Origin of the sequence: Bacillus sp. MT(2024) (assembly GCF_036362845.1) — a bacterium.
In the GTDB taxonomy this organism is placed as follows: Bacteria; Bacillota; Bacilli; order Bacillales; family Bacillaceae; genus Bacillus; species Bacillus velezensis.
On sequence record NZ_CP143632.1, the window covers coordinates 1,119,331 to 1,137,793 of the forward strand.

Annotated in this window: 24 protein-coding genes, 1 tRNA gene, 1 pseudogene and 1 riboswitch; of the genes and pseudogenes, 14 read left to right on the forward strand and 12 right to left on the reverse strand. The window is 46.3% G+C overall.

Annotated features, from left to right (window positions below; translation table 11 throughout):
• The first annotated feature begins 21 nt into the window (after positions 1-21).
• From thiD to VP472_RS05800, 3 genes are all read left to right on the forward strand, one after another.
• Positions 22-834, forward strand: coding sequence for a bifunctional hydroxymethylpyrimidine kinase/phosphomethylpyrimidine kinase (gene thiD, locus VP472_RS05790; RefSeq protein WP_070081636.1), 813 nt, complete (start codon positions 22-24; stop codon positions 832-834).
• Positions 835-964: 130 nt separating this feature from the next.
• Positions 965-1,741 (forward strand): enoyl-ACP reductase FabI, encoded by a 777-nt coding sequence (gene fabI / locus VP472_RS05795; RefSeq protein ID WP_003155001.1) that lies wholly within the window; start codon positions 965-967, stop codon positions 1,739-1,741.
• A 97-nt stretch (positions 1,742-1,838) separates the two neighbouring features.
• Positions 1,839-2,447: a CotO family spore coat protein gene (locus tag VP472_RS05800; protein WP_077722066.1), complete on the forward strand. Its 609-nt coding sequence runs from the start codon at positions 1,839-1,841 to the stop codon at positions 2,445-2,447.
• Positions 2,448-2,505: 58 nt separating this feature from the next.
• On the opposite strand, the gene cotZ is transcribed toward VP472_RS05800, so the two are convergent.
• From cotZ to VP472_RS05825, 5 genes are all read right to left on the reverse strand, one after another.
• Positions 2,506-2,949 carry a spore coat protein CotZ gene (gene cotZ / locus VP472_RS05805; RefSeq protein WP_003154997.1) on the reverse strand — a complete coding sequence of 148 codons (444 nt, stop codon included), beginning with the start codon at positions 2,947-2,949 and terminating at the stop codon, positions 2,506-2,508.
• A gap of 145 nt (positions 2,950-3,094) precedes the next feature.
• Positions 3,095-3,577 carry a CotY/CotZ family spore coat protein gene (locus VP472_RS05810; RefSeq protein ID WP_003154995.1) on the reverse strand — a complete coding sequence of 161 codons (483 nt, stop codon included), beginning with the start codon at positions 3,575-3,577 and terminating at the stop codon, positions 3,095-3,097.
• A gap of 150 nt (positions 3,578-3,727) precedes the next feature.
• The gene (locus tag VP472_RS05815; protein ID WP_044802820.1) at positions 3,728-4,228 is read right to left on the reverse strand and encodes a spore coat protein; all 501 of its coding nucleotides are present in this window, start codon (positions 4,226-4,228) and stop codon (positions 3,728-3,730) included.
• Positions 4,229-4,320: 92 nt separating this feature from the next.
• On the reverse strand, positions 4,321-4,635 hold the full coding sequence (locus VP472_RS05820) for a hypothetical protein (protein WP_003154993.1): 315 nt from the start codon (positions 4,633-4,635) through the stop codon (positions 4,321-4,323).
• 37 nt (positions 4,636-4,672) lie between these two features.
• Positions 4,673-5,059 (reverse strand): spore coat protein, encoded by a 387-nt coding sequence (locus VP472_RS05825; protein WP_003154992.1) that lies wholly within the window; start codon positions 5,057-5,059, stop codon positions 4,673-4,675.
• 170 nt (positions 5,060-5,229) lie between these two features.
• On the opposite strand from VP472_RS05825, the gene VP472_RS05830 reads away from it, so the two are divergent.
• From VP472_RS05830 to VP472_RS05845, 4 genes are all read left to right on the forward strand, one after another.
• Positions 5,230-5,586, forward strand: coding sequence for a DUF1360 domain-containing protein (locus tag VP472_RS05830; RefSeq protein ID WP_069473263.1), 357 nt, complete (start codon positions 5,230-5,232; stop codon positions 5,584-5,586).
• A gap of 287 nt (positions 5,587-5,873) precedes the next feature.
• Positions 5,874-6,071 carry a hypothetical protein gene (locus VP472_RS05835; RefSeq protein ID WP_146276520.1) on the forward strand — a complete coding sequence of 66 codons (198 nt, stop codon included), beginning with the start codon at positions 5,874-5,876 and terminating at the stop codon, positions 6,069-6,071.
• Positions 6,072-6,162: 91 nt separating this feature from the next.
• Positions 6,163-6,321, forward strand: a complete 159-nt coding sequence (locus VP472_RS05840) for a YjcZ family sporulation protein (protein ID WP_070081640.1) — start codon at positions 6,163-6,165, stop codon at positions 6,319-6,321.
• Between the two features lie 166 nt (positions 6,322-6,487).
• Complete coding sequence (locus tag VP472_RS05845; protein ID WP_003154986.1) at positions 6,488-6,742, forward strand: sporulation-specific transcription regulator SpoVIF; 255 nt, start codon at positions 6,488-6,490, stop codon at positions 6,740-6,742.
• A gap of 68 nt (positions 6,743-6,810) precedes the next feature.
• Here VP472_RS05845 and VP472_RS05850 read toward each other — a convergent pair whose 3' ends face one another.
• Positions 6,811-9,096, reverse strand: a complete 2,286-nt coding sequence (locus tag VP472_RS05850; protein WP_146276522.1) for an ATP-dependent helicase — start codon at positions 9,094-9,096, stop codon at positions 6,811-6,813.
• Between the two features lie 120 nt (positions 9,097-9,216).
• On the opposite strand from VP472_RS05850, the gene VP472_RS05855 reads away from it, so the two are divergent.
• On the forward strand, positions 9,217-9,471 hold the full coding sequence (locus VP472_RS05855; RefSeq protein WP_070081642.1) for a hypothetical protein: 255 nt from the start codon (positions 9,217-9,219) through the stop codon (positions 9,469-9,471).
• A gap of 68 nt (positions 9,472-9,539) precedes the next feature.
• Positions 9,540-10,289 (forward strand): subclass B1 metallo-beta-lactamase, encoded by a 750-nt coding sequence (bla, locus tag VP472_RS05860; RefSeq protein ID WP_094247070.1) that lies wholly within the window; start codon positions 9,540-9,542, stop codon positions 10,287-10,289.
• A 41-nt stretch (positions 10,290-10,330) separates the two neighbouring features.
• Here the strand turns inward: bla and VP472_RS05865 are convergent, their stop codons facing one another.
• From VP472_RS05865 to VP472_RS05890, 6 genes are all read right to left on the reverse strand, one after another.
• Complete coding sequence (locus tag VP472_RS05865) at positions 10,331-11,053, reverse strand: ABC transporter permease (protein ID WP_146276524.1); 723 nt, start codon at positions 11,051-11,053, stop codon at positions 10,331-10,333.
• Positions 11,046-11,783, reverse strand: a complete 738-nt coding sequence (locus VP472_RS05870) for an ABC transporter ATP-binding protein (RefSeq protein ID WP_077722071.1) — start codon at positions 11,781-11,783, stop codon at positions 11,046-11,048. Before VP472_RS05870 ends, VP472_RS05865 begins: the two co-directional genes overlap by 8 nt.
• Positions 11,784-12,017: an AbrB/MazE/SpoVT family DNA-binding domain-containing protein gene (locus VP472_RS05875; protein WP_003154973.1), complete on the reverse strand. Its 234-nt coding sequence runs from the start codon at positions 12,015-12,017 to the stop codon at positions 11,784-11,786. It abuts the gene before it with no gap.
• A 160-nt stretch (positions 12,018-12,177) separates the two neighbouring features.
• Positions 12,178-12,609, reverse strand: coding sequence for a GNAT family N-acetyltransferase (locus VP472_RS05880; protein ID WP_077722072.1), 432 nt, complete (start codon positions 12,607-12,609; stop codon positions 12,178-12,180).
• 4 nt (positions 12,610-12,613) lie between these two features.
• Complete coding sequence (locus VP472_RS05885) at positions 12,614-13,129, reverse strand: YjcG family protein (RefSeq protein WP_003154969.1); 516 nt, start codon at positions 13,127-13,129, stop codon at positions 12,614-12,616.
• Positions 13,130-13,154: 25 nt separating this feature from the next.
• Positions 13,155-13,877, reverse strand: a complete 723-nt coding sequence (locus tag VP472_RS05890) for an esterase family protein (RefSeq protein ID WP_060675072.1) — start codon at positions 13,875-13,877, stop codon at positions 13,155-13,157.
• Positions 13,878-14,051: 174 nt separating this feature from the next.
• A riboswitch (SAM riboswitch) is annotated at positions 14,052-14,177 on the forward strand.
• Between the two features lie 68 nt (positions 14,178-14,245).
• Between VP472_RS05890 and VP472_RS05895 the strand changes: the two genes are divergently transcribed.
• The 5 genes and pseudogenes from VP472_RS05895 to VP472_RS05915 all read left to right on the forward strand — a co-directional run bounded on the left by VP472_RS05895 (position 14,246) and on the right by VP472_RS05915 (position 18,462).
• Complete coding sequence (locus VP472_RS05895; RefSeq protein WP_052585709.1) at positions 14,246-15,367, forward strand: methionine biosynthesis PLP-dependent protein; 1,122 nt, start codon at positions 14,246-14,248, stop codon at positions 15,365-15,367.
• A complete protein-coding gene (gene metC / locus VP472_RS05900) occupies positions 15,360-16,535 on the forward strand; it encodes a cystathionine beta-lyase (protein ID WP_052827270.1) in 1,176 nt (391 codons plus the stop codon). The genes VP472_RS05895 and metC overlap by 8 nt, the downstream gene beginning before the upstream one ends.
• Positions 16,536-16,672: 137 nt before the next feature.
• Positions 16,673-16,745 (forward strand) — tRNA-Val (locus VP472_RS05905).
• Positions 16,746-16,983: 238 nt separating this feature from the next.
• Positions 16,984-17,650 (forward strand): annotated as a pseudogene (locus tag VP472_RS05910) (LysM peptidoglycan-binding domain-containing protein).
• Positions 17,651-17,886: 236 nt separating this feature from the next.
• Positions 17,887-18,462: a sce7726 family protein gene (locus tag VP472_RS05915; protein ID WP_146276526.1), complete on the forward strand. Its 576-nt coding sequence runs from the start codon at positions 17,887-17,889 to the stop codon at positions 18,460-18,462.
• Position 18,463 lies beyond the last annotated feature (1 nt).

Below are 18,463 nucleotides of genomic sequence, written 5' to 3' on the forward strand. Positions count from 1 at the left end.
GCGAAAGGAGCGAAAAACATCATGAGCATATGCAAAGCATTGACGATTGCCGGATCAGATTCAGGAGGCGGCGCCGGTATACAGGCGGATCTCAAAACCTTTCAGGAGCTCGGCGTTTTCGGAATGTCAGCCATTACAGCGGTAACCGCCCAGAACACGTTGGGCGTTCACGGCATTTATCCGCTCACCCGGGAGGCGCTGGGCAGCCAGATTGACGCGGTGGCGGAAGATTTGCGGCCTGACGCTGTAAAAACGGGAATGCTGTGGAGCGCGGAAATGATTGCGGAAATTGCGGAAAAAACGGATCAGTACGGGCTTGATCATCTCATCACCGATCCCGTCATGATTGCCAAAGGAGGCGCTTCCCTGCTGCGTGAGGAATCTCAGGCCGCGTTAAAAGAGCTGTTAATTCCGCGCAGCTATGCGGTGACGCCGAATGTTCCGGAAGCTGAGGTATTGACGGGGATGGAAATCCGCACGTTTGAGGACCGGAAAAAAGCGGCCGAACGCCTTTGCAAGCTTGGGGCAAAGCATGTCATCATAAAAGGCGGACATCAGCCTGAACAGGGGAGAATCGTTGATTTATTATTTGACGGTTCGTCTTTTACCCAAATCAGCCACGCTTATATTGACACGAAACACACCCACGGAACAGGCTGCACGTTCGCAGCCGCGCTGACGGCGGAAACGGCAAAGGGGAAAAACATTCAGACCGCGTTTGAGACAGCCGTCAATTTTGTGCGGGAAGCCGTGGAACATACGCTCGGCATCGGAGCGGGACACGGCCCGACCAATCATTTTGCCTTTAAAAGGAACAGTCTGCAGACGAGATAAAAAAGAGGCCGCGTCAACATCCGCGGTCTTTTTCCCATGCTTTCAATCTGGACAAGGTTATGATATGATAAAAATTAAGATCAGGTACTAAAACTATGTCTTTAAGACGATTACAGGAGGCTTTATACATATGAATTTCTCACTTGAAGGCCGCAACATCGTTGTGATGGGCGTTGCCAATAAACGCAGTATCGCATGGGGAATCGCCCGTTCGCTGCATGAAGCCGGAGCGCGCCTCATTTTCACTTACGCGGGAGAGCGCTTGGAAAAATCAGTTCATGACCTTGCGGCTACATTAGAAAGAAATGATTCCATCATCCTTCCGTGTGATGTGACAAATGACGCTGAGATCGAAACTTGCTTTGCAAGCATTAAAGAGCAGGTCGGCGTGATTCACGGCATCGCGCACTGCATCGCGTTTGCAAACAAAGAAGAGCTTGTCGGCGAATATTTAAATACGAACCGCGAAGGATTCCTGCTTGCGCATAACATCAGTTCTTACTCTCTGACAGCGGTCGCAAAAGCGGCGCGTCCGATTATGACTGAAGGCGGAAGCATCGTTACACTCACTTACCTCGGCGGAGAGCGCGTCGTTTCAAACTATAACGTAATGGGTGTGGCAAAAGCGTCTCTTGATGCGAGCGTGAGATATTTAGCCGCTGACTTAGGAAAAGAAAACATCCGCGTCAACAGCATTTCAGCAGGGCCGATCCGTACGCTGTCTGCAAAAGGAATCAGTGATTTCAACTCTATCCTGAAAGAAATTGAAGAGCGCGCGCCGCTGCGCCGCACGACAACACCTGAAGAAGTGGGCGACACGGCTGCATTCTTGTTCAGTGACCTGTCAAGAGGCATCACGGGCGAAAATCTTCACGTGGATTCAGGATTCCATATTACCGCACGTTAAATAACAAGCAGTCCCTTTCAGGGATTGCTTTTTTCTTTCTTCTGATTTTAATCATTCCGTCATATAAATAAAACATGACAGAATCGGAGGGATGAAGATGTCAAAACAAAACAGAAACGCGGAAAAAAAACCGCTCATGTATATTGTTCAGGCGGATTATTCAGACACGCAATCATCAATGCAGGACATATTAATCAAAAAAAGGAAAGCGCCGCAGCCGCCGGAAGAAGAGCCGATGCATGGAAAGCGGGAGGAAGAATGTAAAACTCAGCCTGAAGGAGCAGTGGCTGTCGAACCAGAAAAGCAAGTACCTGAACAGCACAGCCGGTCAGAAGAAGCCGTTCAAGAAGTTCCGGTGCAAGCGGAGCAGGACACTGCCAAGCCTGACGCCGCTAAAAAAGAGCCTGATGCCGCTGAAAAAGAGCCTGAAGCGGTTCACAATGCCGCCCCAGAGGAAAAGGTTCCGCCAAAGCGCGTGAAAAAGCCGATGAGCAGAATGTCCATTCTTGAAAAAATTGATTTCTTAACGAAGCTGCCGCATAATATGCCGCGGACCCTTTGTCTGATAGAAGCCAACGGAAAAACCTACAGAGGCGTAATCGTCGGCAGAAAAAATAATGCGATCTTCCTGCGGACGACAAGCAACGGAGCGCCGGCAGAACTCGCAATAGACGATATCACCTCGCTGCATCCGCTTGGATTTTAACCATACAAAAAGCTGCCTGAATTCTTTAATCCGGCAGCTTATTTTTATGCTTTTTGATTTAAGAATGTGTGCGGTTGATCAGTCTCGGGTTCAGGCAATTGATGGCGCAGAAGCTATGGAGATCGACTTCAACGCAATAGTTCGTTTTTTCTAAACGGAATACATCGCAGAGAGAGTCTTTATCTGTAAAATCAAGAATGTGCTTATGCTCGTCAAAAGCAATAAGCAGGCTTAATGTGGCACAGCCGTCACAGACCCTTTCAACTCTGAAAAAAACGGTGTTAAAACACGGACCGTTATCCAGCTCGCCGACATTTCCGAATGCGGTAAACGGTGATGATTTAGAAGTGAAAAGCACAAACGGCACTGTATCGCCTAATGAAAAACCCGGCGATAAAAGGTTGGAATAGCATCCGGCCGGGCAATCTTCCTCGACCGCATTTTGCAGGTCTTCAATATTTTCTACCGCTTCACGCACACAGTATGTTGTATGCTTGCTCATAATATCCCTCCTGACTTCACGTTTTATATACCGGATTAAACGATATCGGAGAGTCAGCCGCCCGGAAGTCCGGGCGGGCTGATGATTGCATCTGTAATAGAAGGTTGGAAGGGGATTCTTCTTTAGGAAAGATGCGAATCAATGACTATCCGTGATGCTTTTTCTCTTTGTGCGGCTCAGGCCGGTCAACAAGCTCCGGTGAAAGGCATTGAATGGCGCTGAAGCAGCTCAGATCAACTTCAATGCAAAAATCTGTTTTTTCTAAACCGAAGAAATCCGGGTCACAAGGATGGCAGACGCTGAGGGTGTCGCCGTGCACATCTACGGGGCGCAATACTGACAGCGTCGCGCAGCAATCACAAACTCTTTCTGCCCGGAAGAAAATAGACTCGAAGCACTGGCTGTCATCCGCAAATCCTCCGACGTTCCCGAATGTGGAGAACAAACCGCCTTTTTTATCAAACAAGAGAAACGGGATGGTATCTTTACCGGTAACCGTCGGGCTTAACAGATTGGTATAGCATCCAGTCGGGCATTGTTCTTCAACAGCCTCTTGTTCTGCTAAAATCTTCTCGACTGCATCGCATACACAACTTTCATCTCGGCCATGGTGTTTTCCGCAGCTCATGGATTTCAGCTCCTTCTTTTAGGGTATTTGACTTTTGTCTTTAACAACATATGTACGCGAGCCTCACTTGGTGTGGGTGAACGTCTATATATTCATCATATGCGGAGAAAATAAGAAAAAGCAGAGCATTTTTAGCTCTGCTTTTTCTTTTTAGAGGACGAGGGTGATGACTAAGACAGCAATCAGTAAATTTGTGGCTGTTGAGATCAACACTGCGATATCGGCATCTACTGTTGTCACGTTTACGCCGCGGGAGTTTTCGATGAGCAGTTTTTGACGGTTGATTTGTTTGTTAGCTGTTAGCTGCAATAAGTCTTGTGCGACCAATTCGGCGATGACTCCGTCAGCAATTGAAGTGAGAGTGGCCGTTACGACTGCTGCATTAATCGCTGTCATGACTGAAGCGACTGCTTGAACGTCTGTTGACGTCACGTTAATATCACAAGAGTCTCTGATAATAATCGCTTCTTCAGAAACTTGTTTGTTGAGATTCGCCTGAGCCAGGTCTTGGTCAAGGAAGGCATTATCTTCGCCAAATCCATGTCCGTTACAGCAAACATTACATCTTCTTCCTTCTTTTTCTTCTTTTTCTTCTCGCGGATGTTCGCATTCAGGATCAAGTGCAACCCAAGAGTATGGTCTGCTTTCCATATCTATTCCTCCTTTTCTTTTACTATTATTAAATGAGCCGGCCTCTTATTTTGACTCAGGCATCTATCCTGATAAAAATCACTATTTTTTAGTTATTGACCGGGATTTTGGCGTCTTTGCCGGAGCTGTTCGATTAATTGTTCTCTGCGGGTTTGCGGATTTGTCTGCTGTTCTTGCGCTTTTTCCTGCTCTTTTTTCTGTTTCTGGCTTTCAAGAAAAGCTTCTGTTTTTGCCTGCATGTCTTTGACTAATGCGATCAGCATTTCTTTTTCTTCATCAGGTATTTCCCGCATTTTATCCTTTGTCACGCCGTGTTTTTTGAAGACATTGCTGACAAGCACCTTTAAAAGCGGATCCACTTCTGGTAGATTTTCGAGTTCTTTTTTTAATTTTTCGTTATCTGCCATTTGTTCTCACCTCTATTTAAATATTTGAAAAGAAAGGTTAAAGGATGTCTAGTTCAGCAAAAAGTATATTTAATAATTGAAACAAAATTTGTACAAAGGCCATGATATCGTCTGCTGTCAGTGTGATTTTAATATTGCGGCTGTTCAGGACTTGAATGACGGTCCTCTTTTTTATTTGGCAATCATCCAGGATCAGCAGTTCGGTTGCGATTTGGTCGGCTGTGTCTTCATCTGCGATCGCGAGCTGTGTCGCGAGGATAATCGCCGTAGTAACTGAGGCTTGTATAGAAAGAGCGGCCGTTATATGTGTTGTATCTATTGTGACATTTTCGCAATCAATCACTTCGATCGTCTGCTCGAATTCGTTGGATAATTGTTCGTATATTTGCGGTTGCAGTGTTTCGACTTTTTCTTCAAACGACATAACCTTCACTCCTTTCTCATTCATACTCTATATAATGCAAATGAAACGCCGAGCGGAATAAGAAAAACAACTAAACCGCACCTATTTTTTTACCGGACAAGGTGCGATTCATGAAGATCAGGGTTTTCGCATATGTATAAAGAGGTCAAGTTTTGAAAAGGAGTGAACAGGTGGTTATCAATTGGCTTTCATTTATTCTGTTATCGTTTGCCGTTTTCCGGCTGGCCAGGCTTTTCGTATTTGACACCATTATGGCGCCGCTTCGGAGCCTTTTTCACGAGGAAAAAACAGAAACCGCACCCGACGGCACGACAGAAACCTACATTGTCATAAAAGGAAAAGGCATCAGGGCATTTATCGGTGAACTTCTCAGCTGCTATTGGTGTACGGGCGTATGGTGCGCCGCCTTTTTAATTGCGGCGCAGATTGTGATCCCCGAGGCCGCGCAATGGCTGATTTTGCTGTTAGCCATAGCCGGCGCGTCCGGGATCATTGAAGCTGCGGTTTCTCGTCTTCTGCAGGAATAAGGCGGTTCCACCAGCAACTTACCGTCACTTTCGGCATAAACTGGCATATATGACATAAGGAAAGGAAGGATCACCATGAATCAATCAAGCAAACCTTCCCAACACTCTCCATACAAATCAACTGTGCATCAGCCTTACGAAAAAAAAATTAAGAAAAAAGGCTGCGGCTGCGGCCAAAAGAAAAAACCGAAATAGCCGTTTTCTAAAAAACCGGAGCTTCCGGTTTTTTTTGTTTTTTGCCGAACGCCGGCCTCTGTCCGGCATAGATCATAGGAGGAGGGGATGTTATGAATATATTTGAATCATTCATAAACGCTAAATACCGCCGGCACAATCAAAATCAGCGGGAGCATGACAACTATATCTTATCTATTGAAAAACAGCTGTCTGAGTTTGATGAAGCGGGATCGCGCTTTGAGGAATGGATAGATGTGTTTGCCGCCGAAACAGAAGCGAAACTGAAGAAAAATGAGCATTCTCAATAAAATGAATGAAATCCGCACCGGCCCTATGCATTTATCCAAGCCAAATAAGTCGGCTCACATAGAGTATAGAGAGTAAAGGAGGTGCTTAGATATGGGATTCGGATATGGCGGATTCGGCGGCGGCTACGGTTACGGCGGCTGCGGCGGATACGGAGGCGGCTATGTCGGAGGCGGCTACGGCTCAACATTTGTTCTTGTTGTCGTATTGTTCATCCTTCTGATCATTGTCGGTGCATCCTTTTTTGGCTAAACCTTAGCAAGACTTTGGATAAGCGCGGGACCGTTCAGTCCCGTGCTTCCCTGATGTATGAAGGAGTATAGAGACGGGGCACTCTGAATTTTTTCCTTGTCTTACGGGCACATGTTCCGCTCTTTATTCATACAATATCGTATTACTCCACAAAAGGAGGCACACCATGGATAATCAATTTTTCAAAAATATTGAGAAGAAAACAGGCGTCAGCATGAAGGATGTCATGAACCTTGCAGGATCATTGCAAAATGCCAATTTCAAAGATGAAAACACGGTGAGAGGCGTCATTCAGAAGGTGTCCCAGCTGGCTAACAAGCGTGTTCCGAAAGAATTGGAAGACAAAATCGTTCAATCGATTACAAGCGGTAAAGAGAAACTTGATTTTGGCACCATTTCTAAAATGTTGAACAATAAATAGGCGTCAGCCGGCCTTGCTAAAAAGGCCTTTTTATGTGAGAAAAACCCGGCAGTGATCTGCCGGGTTCTTTATATCCTGAGTGCGCTCCGTCTGTCCGTCCGGAGAAGGGGCTCGAGAAATCTTGAGCTGCGCGCTGTTTTTCCCCGCCTGTACGCGGGACAAGATACATATAAATGCTGCATGGCCCTTGTCATTGCGACATACAGGAGCCGTCTTTCTTCTTCGAGCGGAGCGGGATCGCCCTGTCTCGCCGTCTCAAGCGCGAAGTCATGGGGGATCGAGCCGTCAGCCGCGCCTAAAATATAGACCGTATTGAATTCAAGACCTTTAGAGCGGTGAATGGTCAGCAGTTCGACGCCGTTTTCATCGGTTTTCTGATTCTCAGCGGCGCGCATATGATCGACATGCGCAAGAAAATCGGGAATGGTTTTGAATTTTTTGGCGGCCACTTTGACATCCCTGAGATCATCAGAGCCTTTTTCCAGTTTGTTTCCCTCATTGCCCCGTTTTTTTAAATACTCGGAAAAACCCATTTTGCTTTCTGCAAAGGTGATGGCTTCAACCGGCTTCATTGTCCGGATGCTTGCGAAAAACGGAACGATCTGCTTGATCTTCCCTATTTGAAAAGGCTTCAGGTCAGGCAGTTTCGTCAGTGCCTTAATCATCGTGCAATCTTCCGTGATTGACAGCGCCTTTAACGTTTGCAGGGCGGATTGCTTTAAAAATAAGGCGGGCAGCAGGTCTTTCACCGCATCCGTATCATCTTCATTCTGACTCGCATATAAGTAGGCGAGGATCTGGCGTACGATTCTGCGGCTGTAGAACGTCTGCACGCCACGGTCGGCATGATAAGGAATCGATGATTGGTGCAGTCTTTCATAAATGGCCCGTCCGGCGCTGTTTGTCCGGTAAAGCACGGCGAAATCGTCAGGGCTCGCCCCGTTTTGAATCTTCTCTTTCATATCCGAAACGATCATGGTCGCTTCTTCTTCTTCATCGTAAGGATAAAATATCACGGGATTGTGAACGCCGTCTTTGACGGCAGAAAGTATTTTTTCATACCGTTTTTTATTTTTCTTTACGACGGCATGAGCGCTTGAGACGATCGGATGCGGCGAGCGGTAATTTGCCGTTAAGTAAATGGTCTTTGCTGCCGGATAATCCTTTTGAAAATCAAGAATGAAAGACGGGCTGCTGCCGCGGAACGCATAAATGGATTGGTCGTCATCACCCACGCAGCACAGGTTATTCTCCGGGCTTGCGATCATTTGCATAATGTTGTACTGGACAGGATTAATATCTTGAAACTCATCAATCAAAATATGAGAAAATCTGTTTTGGTACTGCGCGAGAATATCAGGCCGGCTTTGAAACAGTTCATAACAGCCTTGGGCCATGTCATCAAAATCAAATTGCCGTTTTTCCCGCTTCTGCCGTTCGTAATGTTCGTAGAGCCGGTACACTTTTTTCTCCCAGTCGTCCGCAAGCGGAATGGTCTCATGGGGGAGATACGTGTTTTTCCAGCAGCCGATAAGCTGTAGCGCCTGGTCGACGGGAAACTCTTTTTCATCCAAATTTTCTTCATAAAGCGCCTTTTTCACATATTGCTCTTTTTGCCACTCCATTTTTAAAAGCTGGCTGCCGTTCCATTTTGAAGAATCATAATGATAGAGTATTTTATAGAAAAAACTGTGGAATGTTCCGGTCACGAGACGGGAGACTTTTCCGGCTGCCAGCCCGTACTCATTCGCCATCCGCTCTTTCATTTCGGCGACGGCTTTTGTCGTAAAGGTCACAAGCAGCATATTCTCAGGTGAAATGCCGAGGTGTTCAATCATATGGGCGGCGCGGGCTGTCAGCACCCTCGTTTTTCCGCTTCCCGCTCCGGCGAGCACCAGCAGGGGCCCGTCCGTTTCAGTAACTGCCTTCATCTGTTCGCGGTTCAGGCCGATGCCGGGGAACAAAGATGTATCAGCCGCCTCGGATGTTGGTGAAAACGGTTCGGCCCCAGGCACTTTTTTCGGGCTTTTCCATTCTGAGACGATAGGTTTCGGATTCTCTGAAATCGCTTTTCCTTTCGGCAGGCGGAACATGCCTGCCTCCTTATACTCTTCTTTTTCTTTCTCCGCTTGTGGTTCCTCGGCCGCGCATGCTTTTTCACAGGCGATGAAGTCTCCCTTTTGCCGATGATAAAATGCCGGCTGTTCTAAAATCGAAAGCCGCATCAAGACGGGCTGGTCACAATGTGCGCAAAAAATATTTCCTTTCTGAGCTTCTTCAAAAAGGAATTGGTAATGTTCTCTAGAATATGTATGTAAATGTATCGTTCGGTTATTCAGTCGGGCGCATTTCAAAAAGGGGTCCTCCCATTAAAAGGTGTTCATCCATTTGATAGACAAAGAATATCATAACAAAAGAACCGCGTTTCAAAAAGTAAGATTAAGGGAAATAAAAAGCGAAGGGGAGGGGTACATATGATTTATGCAGGACGGATTCAAAACCAGCAGTATTCTCAATACGCAAACCGGGCAGCAGGTTATAAGCCTGATTACGCCGGTATTACAAAAGCGGCCGCCCTCGCCAATGACAGGGTGTACAGAGAGGTGGAGCGCCGCCAGGAAAACACCGCAGCCGCAGCAAAGAAAGTGCATGAAGAAAAACGTAAGCGCTCTCTTTCCCGTCTGCCGCAAATCATGGGAAAAGGCCGGTTGATAAATCAATACGTGTGAAAAAGCCCGGAAATGTCCGGGTTTTTTTGAGCCGTATATATGAAAGATGCGGAAAGGAATGATTCAATTTGAGAAAGCTTTCATTATTAATTGCGGGGTTATTTCTATTCGGCCTCTTTACTGCCGGAATGAAACCGGCACACGCGGCGGAGAGCTCCGCAGCAAAAGATGTCACTCTTACACAGCTGGCGCCGCATGTCTGGATGCATACAAGCATCGGTACGGCAGACGGAAGTCCCGTCCCTGCGAACGGATTGCTTCTTGAAACTTCCAAAGGAATCGTACTGATTGATACTCCGTGGAATGACAGTCTCACAGAGCAATTAATGACAGAAATAAAACAGCGGTTTCCCGGCAAAAGGATGACCGATGCCATTGTGACACACGCCCATGACGATCGCATCGGCGGGCTGAACACACTGTACAAATACGGTGTAAAGGTGCACAGCACGAAGCTGACCGCCGACTTCGCCCGGCAGCAGGGATATCACCGGCCGCTCGGAGATTTGAAAAACGTGACAAAGCTGCAGTTTGGCGATATGAAAATTGAAACGTTTTATCCGGGAAAAGGGCATACGGAAGACAATATTACCGTCTGGCTGCCTGAGGATAAGCTCTTATTCGGCGGTTGTTTAATCAAGGCTTTAGAAACAAAGGAAATCGTGCCAACTCCGGGCTTTTATCCGGATCAGTGGCCGCGCGCCGTCCGCAAAGTCATGAAAAGATATCAGGACATCAGCATTGTCGTTCCGGGCCATGGCAGTCCGGGGGATGACCGTCTGCTGCCGCATACGATAAGCCTTCTGAAAGAAACGTAAAAAAGAAGACCGGCGCTCCCATTACGGAGTGCCGGCTTTTTTTATCTCTTCCTGATTTTCATAAAACTGAGGAAAGCAAGTGCAAGCGCCAAAACGGTATATCCCGCTATCGGCCAAATATGCTGATGAAAGGAAGAATAATCTCCGGATATGACTTCCTGGGCCAGCTCGATCGAGTGAACAAACGGTAAGGCATAAGCGATATGTTTGAATGTGTCACCGAGCAGGCTCACCTCCATCCAAGCTCCGCCCAGAAATTGCACGAGTGTAATATAAATCGTTCCGATACCTGAAATTTGTTTGTCCGTAAACACAGCCCCTAAACATAAACCGAAGAAAACGGACATCATCGCAATCGGCAGCAAGACAGCGATACCTGCGAGAAGATTCATCCACTCGGCGGATAAACCGGCAGCAGCAGCTGCGATAAAACAAATGATGATTTGTAAAATGGCTAACGGCAGCATCGGCATTGCGTAACCGATAACATAATCGGCTGTTTTTAAAGGGGAAGCAAACAAACGGGTCAAAAGGGCGGTCTGTTTGTCTTTTGCGATCAGCAATGCAGAGAACATCGTAAGGAAAGCGAAACCGAAAACAATGAGTCCGGGTGCTAAGTGCTGAATTTTAAAGGTATCAAGTGGCGCATTTTTTTCAATTGCCGTAAACAGAAACAATAGAATAACAGGCAGTGCGATTCCAAGGATAATAGACAGGGGGTCACGAAAAGTCTCTTTGCGGTTGCGAATGGCGAAATCAAGCATAAAGACCCGCCTCTCCGTCACAAATCGCTAAAAAGGCATCTTCAAATGTGGCTGAATGAGTTTGTTTTTTCAGATCCTCCGCCGTGCCCAATGCTTTTAGAGTCCCATTTTCTAAAATGCAAATACGGTCTGCCAGGGCTTCAGCCTCTTCTAAATAGTGTGTTGTTAAAATAATCGTCATGTCTCCCTTTAATGTCTCAAGATTTTTCCACAACTCGCGGCGTGTACGGACGTCCAGCCCTAATGTCGGCTCATCTAAGAAATAAATATCCGGTTTTGTAATCATGCCCATTGCGATGCTGAGACGGCGCTGCATTCCTCCTGATAATGTTTTGGTTTTTGCTCTTTCTTTCTCTTTTAATTGAAACAATTCGAGCATCTCATCTGTTCTTTTTTTTGCTTCTTTTTTCGGAATTCCGTAGACTCCGGCTATAAACTCTAAGTTTTCCCGTACGGTTAGATGAGGAGCGATGGCTGTTTCCTGCGGGGACATATTCAATTTCGGTTTTATTTTATCCAAATCAGTCAAAATACTGTGTCCAAGCACTGATGCATCACCCTCATCCGGAGAAAGAAGTCCGCAAAGCATACTGATTAATGTCGTTTTTCCGGCTCCGTTCTCACCGAGTAAAGCGAAAAATTCCCCTTTCTCAACTGAGAACTCAAGACGGTCAACGGCGGCGGTTTCTTTATAATGTTTCGTTAATTGCTTCAGCTCAATCGCGTGCATTTACTCATCCTCGCTATCTGCGTCGATTTGCTTAGCGTTTAAAATATCTTTTGCAAACTCGAAAAAGAGTTCTTGTTTAACAAGTGCGATACCTTGCTGGTCATCCCCAAGCATAAGCAGTGAATCCCCCGGATTTATATCGAAAACATCTCTTGCTTCTTTAGGAATGACAATCTGTCCTTTTGTGCCCACTTTAACAGTCCCGAATATGTGTTTTCCTTTTGGTGCCGTCATGTTTATCCCTCCGAAATATGAATTGTATTTTTTGTATGAATTGTAATACTTAGTATACTAAACATACATTAACCTTCCATAAAATGCAATAAAATTCATGAAATGGTATGATTTTCATAAAAAAAGCACTCCTGCCATATCAACAGGAGTGCTTTTGATTTTATTGTTTGTATTCCTTTATCATTTCCAGATGGGGGATGCCCGCATCGAGAAATTCTTCGCCGGATGTGACGCGGTATCCTTGTTTTTCGTAAAACGGAACCGCCTGCGTCTGCGCATGTAAGATAAAGCTGCCGGCACCCTTGGCTGCAGCCGCTTTTTCAAGCGCCTGCATCATGATGGCCCCGACGCCTAAAGAACGATGGCTTTTCATTACGCAGATGCGCTCTAATTTTCCATGCCCGTCTTTCAAGCGCCATCTGCCGGCTCCGACCGGCTGGCCGCCGTCATATATGACTATATGCTCTGACGTGTCTTCGAATTGATCAATCTCTTCTTCTTCCGGAACGTGCTGTTCTTTCACAAAGACCTCTTTTCTGACGAAAAAAGCGTCGTTCAGCTGTTTTTCAGTTTTTACGATGATGGATTCCAAGCAGTTATTCTCCTCCGCCTAATAAAAATGTTTCGTACACAGTCCATGAGCCGTTATCCAGCTGATAGAGCAGGTGAAAACGGTCGATGACTTCTTCGTGGGAAATGTCTTGCATTTTCAGCTGTCCGAGTACGTCGGAATGTTCATCTGACGACAGCTTCTGGCCGACCGTGACATGCGGAACGAAGCTGTATTCCGGCTCGCCGGATAATGCTCCTGAGTAGCATTTCTCACTCAGAGATTTTAATTCCTCTGTCGGCTCTGCTTTCATATATATCACATTATTCACAGGAGAAAACGAGCTGTATTTTGTGATTTTCAGAACGAGCGGATGCGACTCTTTCGCCGTCTGTCTCAGCTGTGATACGACCTGCTCGATTTCCTGTTCTGTCGCTTCAAACGGATCTCTTACCGTCAGATGCGGCGGAATGAGCGCGTAGCTCGGGTCGTAGCGTTTCCGGTACGAATTTGCGAGATCCTGTAATTTTTTTGATGGAAATAAAACAATACCGTATTTCATGAAAGTTCCCTCCTTAAATGAATGGTTACAGCATTTTTTTCAGCGCCGGCGTGATGAGCGGCTGCCAGTATGTCCATTTATGATCCCCGTCAAAGGTTTCATACGTGTATTCAGACTGTTTGCTTTCCAGCAGCTGTTTGAGCTCTTCGTTCGGCGCGGTGAAATCAAGCACCTGGCCGTCCGTCGTGTGGACGGCGGTTTCTTTTTCTCCGATTTGATGATAAACGGAAATCTGTTTGAGATCCTCCGACTGCCGGACGGCATCCAGCACGTGCCCGTCAACATACGGAGACTGCATGATGACGTTTCCAAACATGTTCGGATAGTCAATCGCCGTCATGAGCGAGACGGTTCCGCCGAGGGAATCCCCGATCATGGTGCGGCCGTATCCGACTTGATAAGTCGGGTATTCTTTGTCGATAAAAGGAACGAGCTCATTTGCGATAAACCGTTTATATGAGGCGAACTTAGAGCCTTCGGGATGGTATGTGTTTCTTCGCTCCCGCACATTTTTATATGGGACGCCGATAATGATGCAGCGGTCAATTTCCCCTTTTGACATAAGCTCTTCCGCCTGACGCCCGATTCTCCCTAATCTGAAATAATCATGGCCGTCCTGAGCGATGACCGTATGATATTTATACAGGGGGGAGAAGGTGGCGGGCAGATAGACCAAAACGGTCATTTCCTCTTCAAGCTCATGGGAGAAAAGTGTTTTCTCATGAATGATTCCGTTTTTTGATGCCACTTCGCATTCCTCCAGGCCGCGTCTTGTCTTGATGGTTTTTTCCTATTGTACCATGAATTATTAGAAATTTCTTTCTTCAGATGCACTTCTTGCGAGAGTTCAGATAAATAAAAAGTTGTTGAAATCCATTTTATAGTGCGTTAATATAGAACAATCAGAAAATACAAAACAATATTCTTATCACGAGAGGTGGAGGGACTGGCCCTTTGAAACCTCAGCAACCGGTTTGCTTTGCCGCGGGAAGGCAAAGTGCCAAGGTGCTAAATCCAGCAAGCGATTCACATGCTTGGAAGATAAGAGGAAGAGAAAAGCTCCTTCTTCTTATGAAGAGGGGGCTTTTTTATTTTTGAAAAGGATGGTGCTTACTGATGACGCAGCATGTTGAAACAAAATTAGCCCAAATTGGAAATAGAAGCGAAGAAGCAACGGGAACGGTCAGTCCGCCGATTTATCTGTCCACCGCTTACCGCCATAGAGGAATAGGAGAATCTACAGGTTTTGATTACGTGCGCACGAAAAACCCGACACGCCAGCTCGTCGAAGACGCCATCGCCGTGTTGGAAAACGGTGCGAGAGGATTTGCTTTCAGCTCGGGAATGGCAGCCATTCAAACCATTATGGCTTTATTTAAAAGCGGGGATGAATTGATTGTATCCTCCGATTTATACGGAGGCACGTACCGTTTGTTTGAAAACGAATGGAGAAAATACGGCTTAAGCTTTATTTATGATGATTTCAGCGATGAAGACTGTTTACGCTCCAAAATAACGGAAAACACGAAAGCGGTATTTGTTGAAACGCCGACAAACCCGTTAATGCAGGAGGCGGACATTGAAAAAATCGCCCGGATTACGAAAGAAGCCGGCCTGCTTTTAATTGTGGATAATACGTTTTATACTCCGGTGCTCCAGCGCCCGCTTGAACTGGGAGCGGACATCGTCATTCACAGCGCCACAAAATATTTAGCGGGGCACAATGACCTCCTTGCCGGTCTGGCTGTCGTTAAGGATGAAGAGCTCGGCGACATCATGTTTAATCACCAAAATGCGATCGGCGCCGTTCTCCCGCCGTTTGATTCGTGGCTTTTAATGAGAGGGATGAAAACACTCGGACTCAGAATGCGCCGTCATGAAGAAAACGCCCGTGAACTTGCAGAATTTTTAGAACAGGAAGAGGAAATCGCCGACGTGTTATATCCCGGAAAAGGCGGGATGCTGTCTTTCCGGCTGCAAAAAGAGGAATGGGTCAATCCGTTTTTAAAGGCGCTGAAAACGATCTGTTTCGCAGAAAGTCTCGGCGGGGTGGAAAGCTTTATTACATACCCCGCGACACAGACGCACATGGACATTCCGGAAGATATCCGTATCGCAAACGGCGTCTGCAACCGCCTGCTGCGTTTTTCAGTGGGCATTGAACATGCAGAAGATTTGAAGCGGGATGTAAAGCAGGCATTACAGCAAGTAAAAGAGGGGGCCGTGTCATATGAGTAATCACAATTGGACGCTGGAAACCCAGCTCGTGCACAATCCATTTAAAACAGACGGAGCCACCGGAGCCGTCAGCGTGCCGATCCAGCATGCTTCCACATTCCATCAGTCTTCATTTGAAGAATTCGGGACATATGATTACAGCCGCTCCGGCACACCGACAAGAACAGCGCTTGAAGAAACGATCGCAGGTCTTGAAGGCGGAACGAGAGGTTTTGCTTTCAGCTCCGGTATGGCGGCGATTTCGACGGCATTTCTGCTCTTATCCCAAGGCGACCATGTTCTCGTCACGGAGGATGTGTACGGCGGAACATTCCGCATGGTGACTGAGGTTCTGTCCCGTTTCGGAATCGAACATACCTTTGTCGATATGACGGACACAGAAGCGGTCGCCCGCGCCATCCGTCCGAACACGAAAGCCATTTATATGGAAACACCGTCAAACCCGACGCTCGGCATCACGGATATTAAGGGCGTCGTCAAACTGGCAAAGGATCACGGCTGTCTGACATACCTTGACAATACATTCATGACGCCTGCTCTGCAGCGTCCGCTTGATCTCGGTGTAGATATCGTGCTTCACAGTGCGACGAAATTTTTAAGCGGCCACAGTGACGTGCTGTCAGGCCTTGCTGCCGTAAAAGATGAAGAGCTCGGCAATCAGCTGTATAAGCTGCAAAACTCGTTTGGAGCGGTGCTCGGCGTTCAGGATTGCTGGCTCGTATTGAGAGGCTTAAAAACATTGCAGGTCAGACTGGAAAAAGCGAGCCGGACGGCTGAGCGGCTGGCTGCCTATTTTGACGGGCATCCCGCCGTCAAAAACGTTTACTATCCCGGCCTTGCCGGACACCCGGGAGCCGATACCCATAAACGTCAAGCGAGCGGAGCGGGCGCCGTCCTGTCCTTTGAATTGGAAAGCAAAGAAGCCGTCAAAAAGCTGGTCGAAAACGTATCGCTTCCGGTATTTGCCGTCAGCCTCGGCGCCGTTGAATCCATTCTCTCATACCCTGCAGCCATGTCGCATGCCGCCATGCCGAAAGCAGAGAGGGAGAAACGCGGCATCACAGACGGCCTTCTGCGCCTGAGCGTCGGAGTCGAAAACGCCGAAGATTTAGAACGCGACTTCGAACAGGCATTGAAAAAAATAACCCCCGCCCAAGTGAGATCATAAACGAAAAGGGCGCCGTCAATTTTGCGACGCGCCCTTTTTTATTTTAGATAAAAAAAGTGTTGACGAATGAGAAATCAGGATATATAATTATAAATGTCAGAGAGACAACAACATACCCAGCAACACATACATATCATGATTCCGTAGCTCAGCTGGGAGAGCGCTACCTTGACAGGGTAGAGGTCGCTGGTTCGAGCCCAGTCGGAATCATAGCCGAAACCCTTGCGTAGCAAGGGTTTTTTATTTTTTATATTTATTGGTTTTCTCACCACTAATCCATTTTGGGACGAAACTTTTTTGAGCTGATTTTGAAGTACATTCGCTGTATACTGCAAGGGAGATGGACATTGCCTTTAAGGCGGCGGTCTTTGCCGAAACCTGTTCATTACAGAGAAATCCAGAAATTCCGTATCACTGAACGGCTAAAGTGATAACGATCAGCAGTTATATGACCGGTAGCACTGAATCAAAAGCTTTCATTTTGCCGTCGATGATAAAGAAGTGATTCAGGGCATTCTGGAGACGGTAAAAATGGAACCGTGTCTATCGGCGCTAGAGTCTGCTACAGCAAGTCGGCGGAGCGGGATAGCTGGCTATCAAAATTTGTGGCGCAGCTTTTAAAAGAGCTGGGCTGGGGATTGACAGAGTCAGAAAGCATCAGGATTGGAATGGGGAATACTGCCTGCGTCGGATTTTGTTTGAGGGACGCTGGGATCAGGGAAGGGCGGCCAGTGCTGCAAGAATTAGAACGATTTAGCGGTGAAAAAGCATCTTCTCCTGCAAAAACAGAAACAAAGGCTAGCGGGGCGACGTACACCGTCAAGAGAGGCGATGCCCTTTCTGTAATTGCACAAAAAACAGGCGTAAGCATGGCAACCCTGCTAAGCTTGAACGGCATCAAGGACCCGAACTTGATTAAAGCCGGTCAAGTATTAAAGCTGACCGGATCTGCCGGTTTTCCATCCGGCGGCAAAAAATCATTCTTCCGCCTGCCTGCGGGCATTTTTAAAGTCACAAGCCCATTGACCCGAGGGGAGGCCGTAAAACAGATACAAACGGCGCTGGCGGCTCTTCATTCTTTCCATATTCGTAGGCAGGCCTTTTTTATACCTTAAAACATCCCATTCCAAACTCCTGAAATCGTCTTACTGCATACGGCCTTTTTCAGCTTATAGACTGAGGATTTGTTGCAGTATTTCTTCAATTTGATCATAATAGTTGCAGCAAATGATAATTTAAAAAGCATAAATGTAAATTGTAGAGGATATGTTCAAATTTTAAATTGAGTTCACTTATAAGTAATTGATAAATTCGAAATCGATGTATAGAATATGGAGTAGTAGGTGATAATATGAAAAAGCTTGATGATAAAGAAATACGCTCAACTCTCATTTCTAGACTAACCACTTATAAAGACTGTAGAGTTTTCGAAGAGGTAACTGTCCCCTCTGGAAAAGCCCGGGCAGATATAGTAGCTGTAAATGGACATGTGGTTGCATACGAAATAAAAAGTGACTTTGATTCAATAAAACGACTAACTACGCAAATACCCGAGTATGACAAGAACTTTGAGATGAATTACGTAGTAGTGGGGCAGAAGTTTGCAGAATCAATCACTATGTTCGTACCCGAACATTGGGGGATTATTGTAGCTGAAAAAACCAGAGTAAATACTGTTCGTTTATCCTTTATAAAGAAGGCAAGATTAAACCCGAATCTTTCTTTTAAAGACTTTATATCTTTGTTATCTTCGGAAGATGTGAAAAAAATAGCTTTGATGGATGATTACCTTGGGAGAAAACTTCCAAAAAGGAAAATAAGAGAGCTTTTTAAACAAGAAGTTATAAAAAGGTTAGACGAAACAGTTCCTAACTCACTTAAAAATAAGCTTAAGAATAGAGTGCGACTCTTACTGAAAAATGTATAAA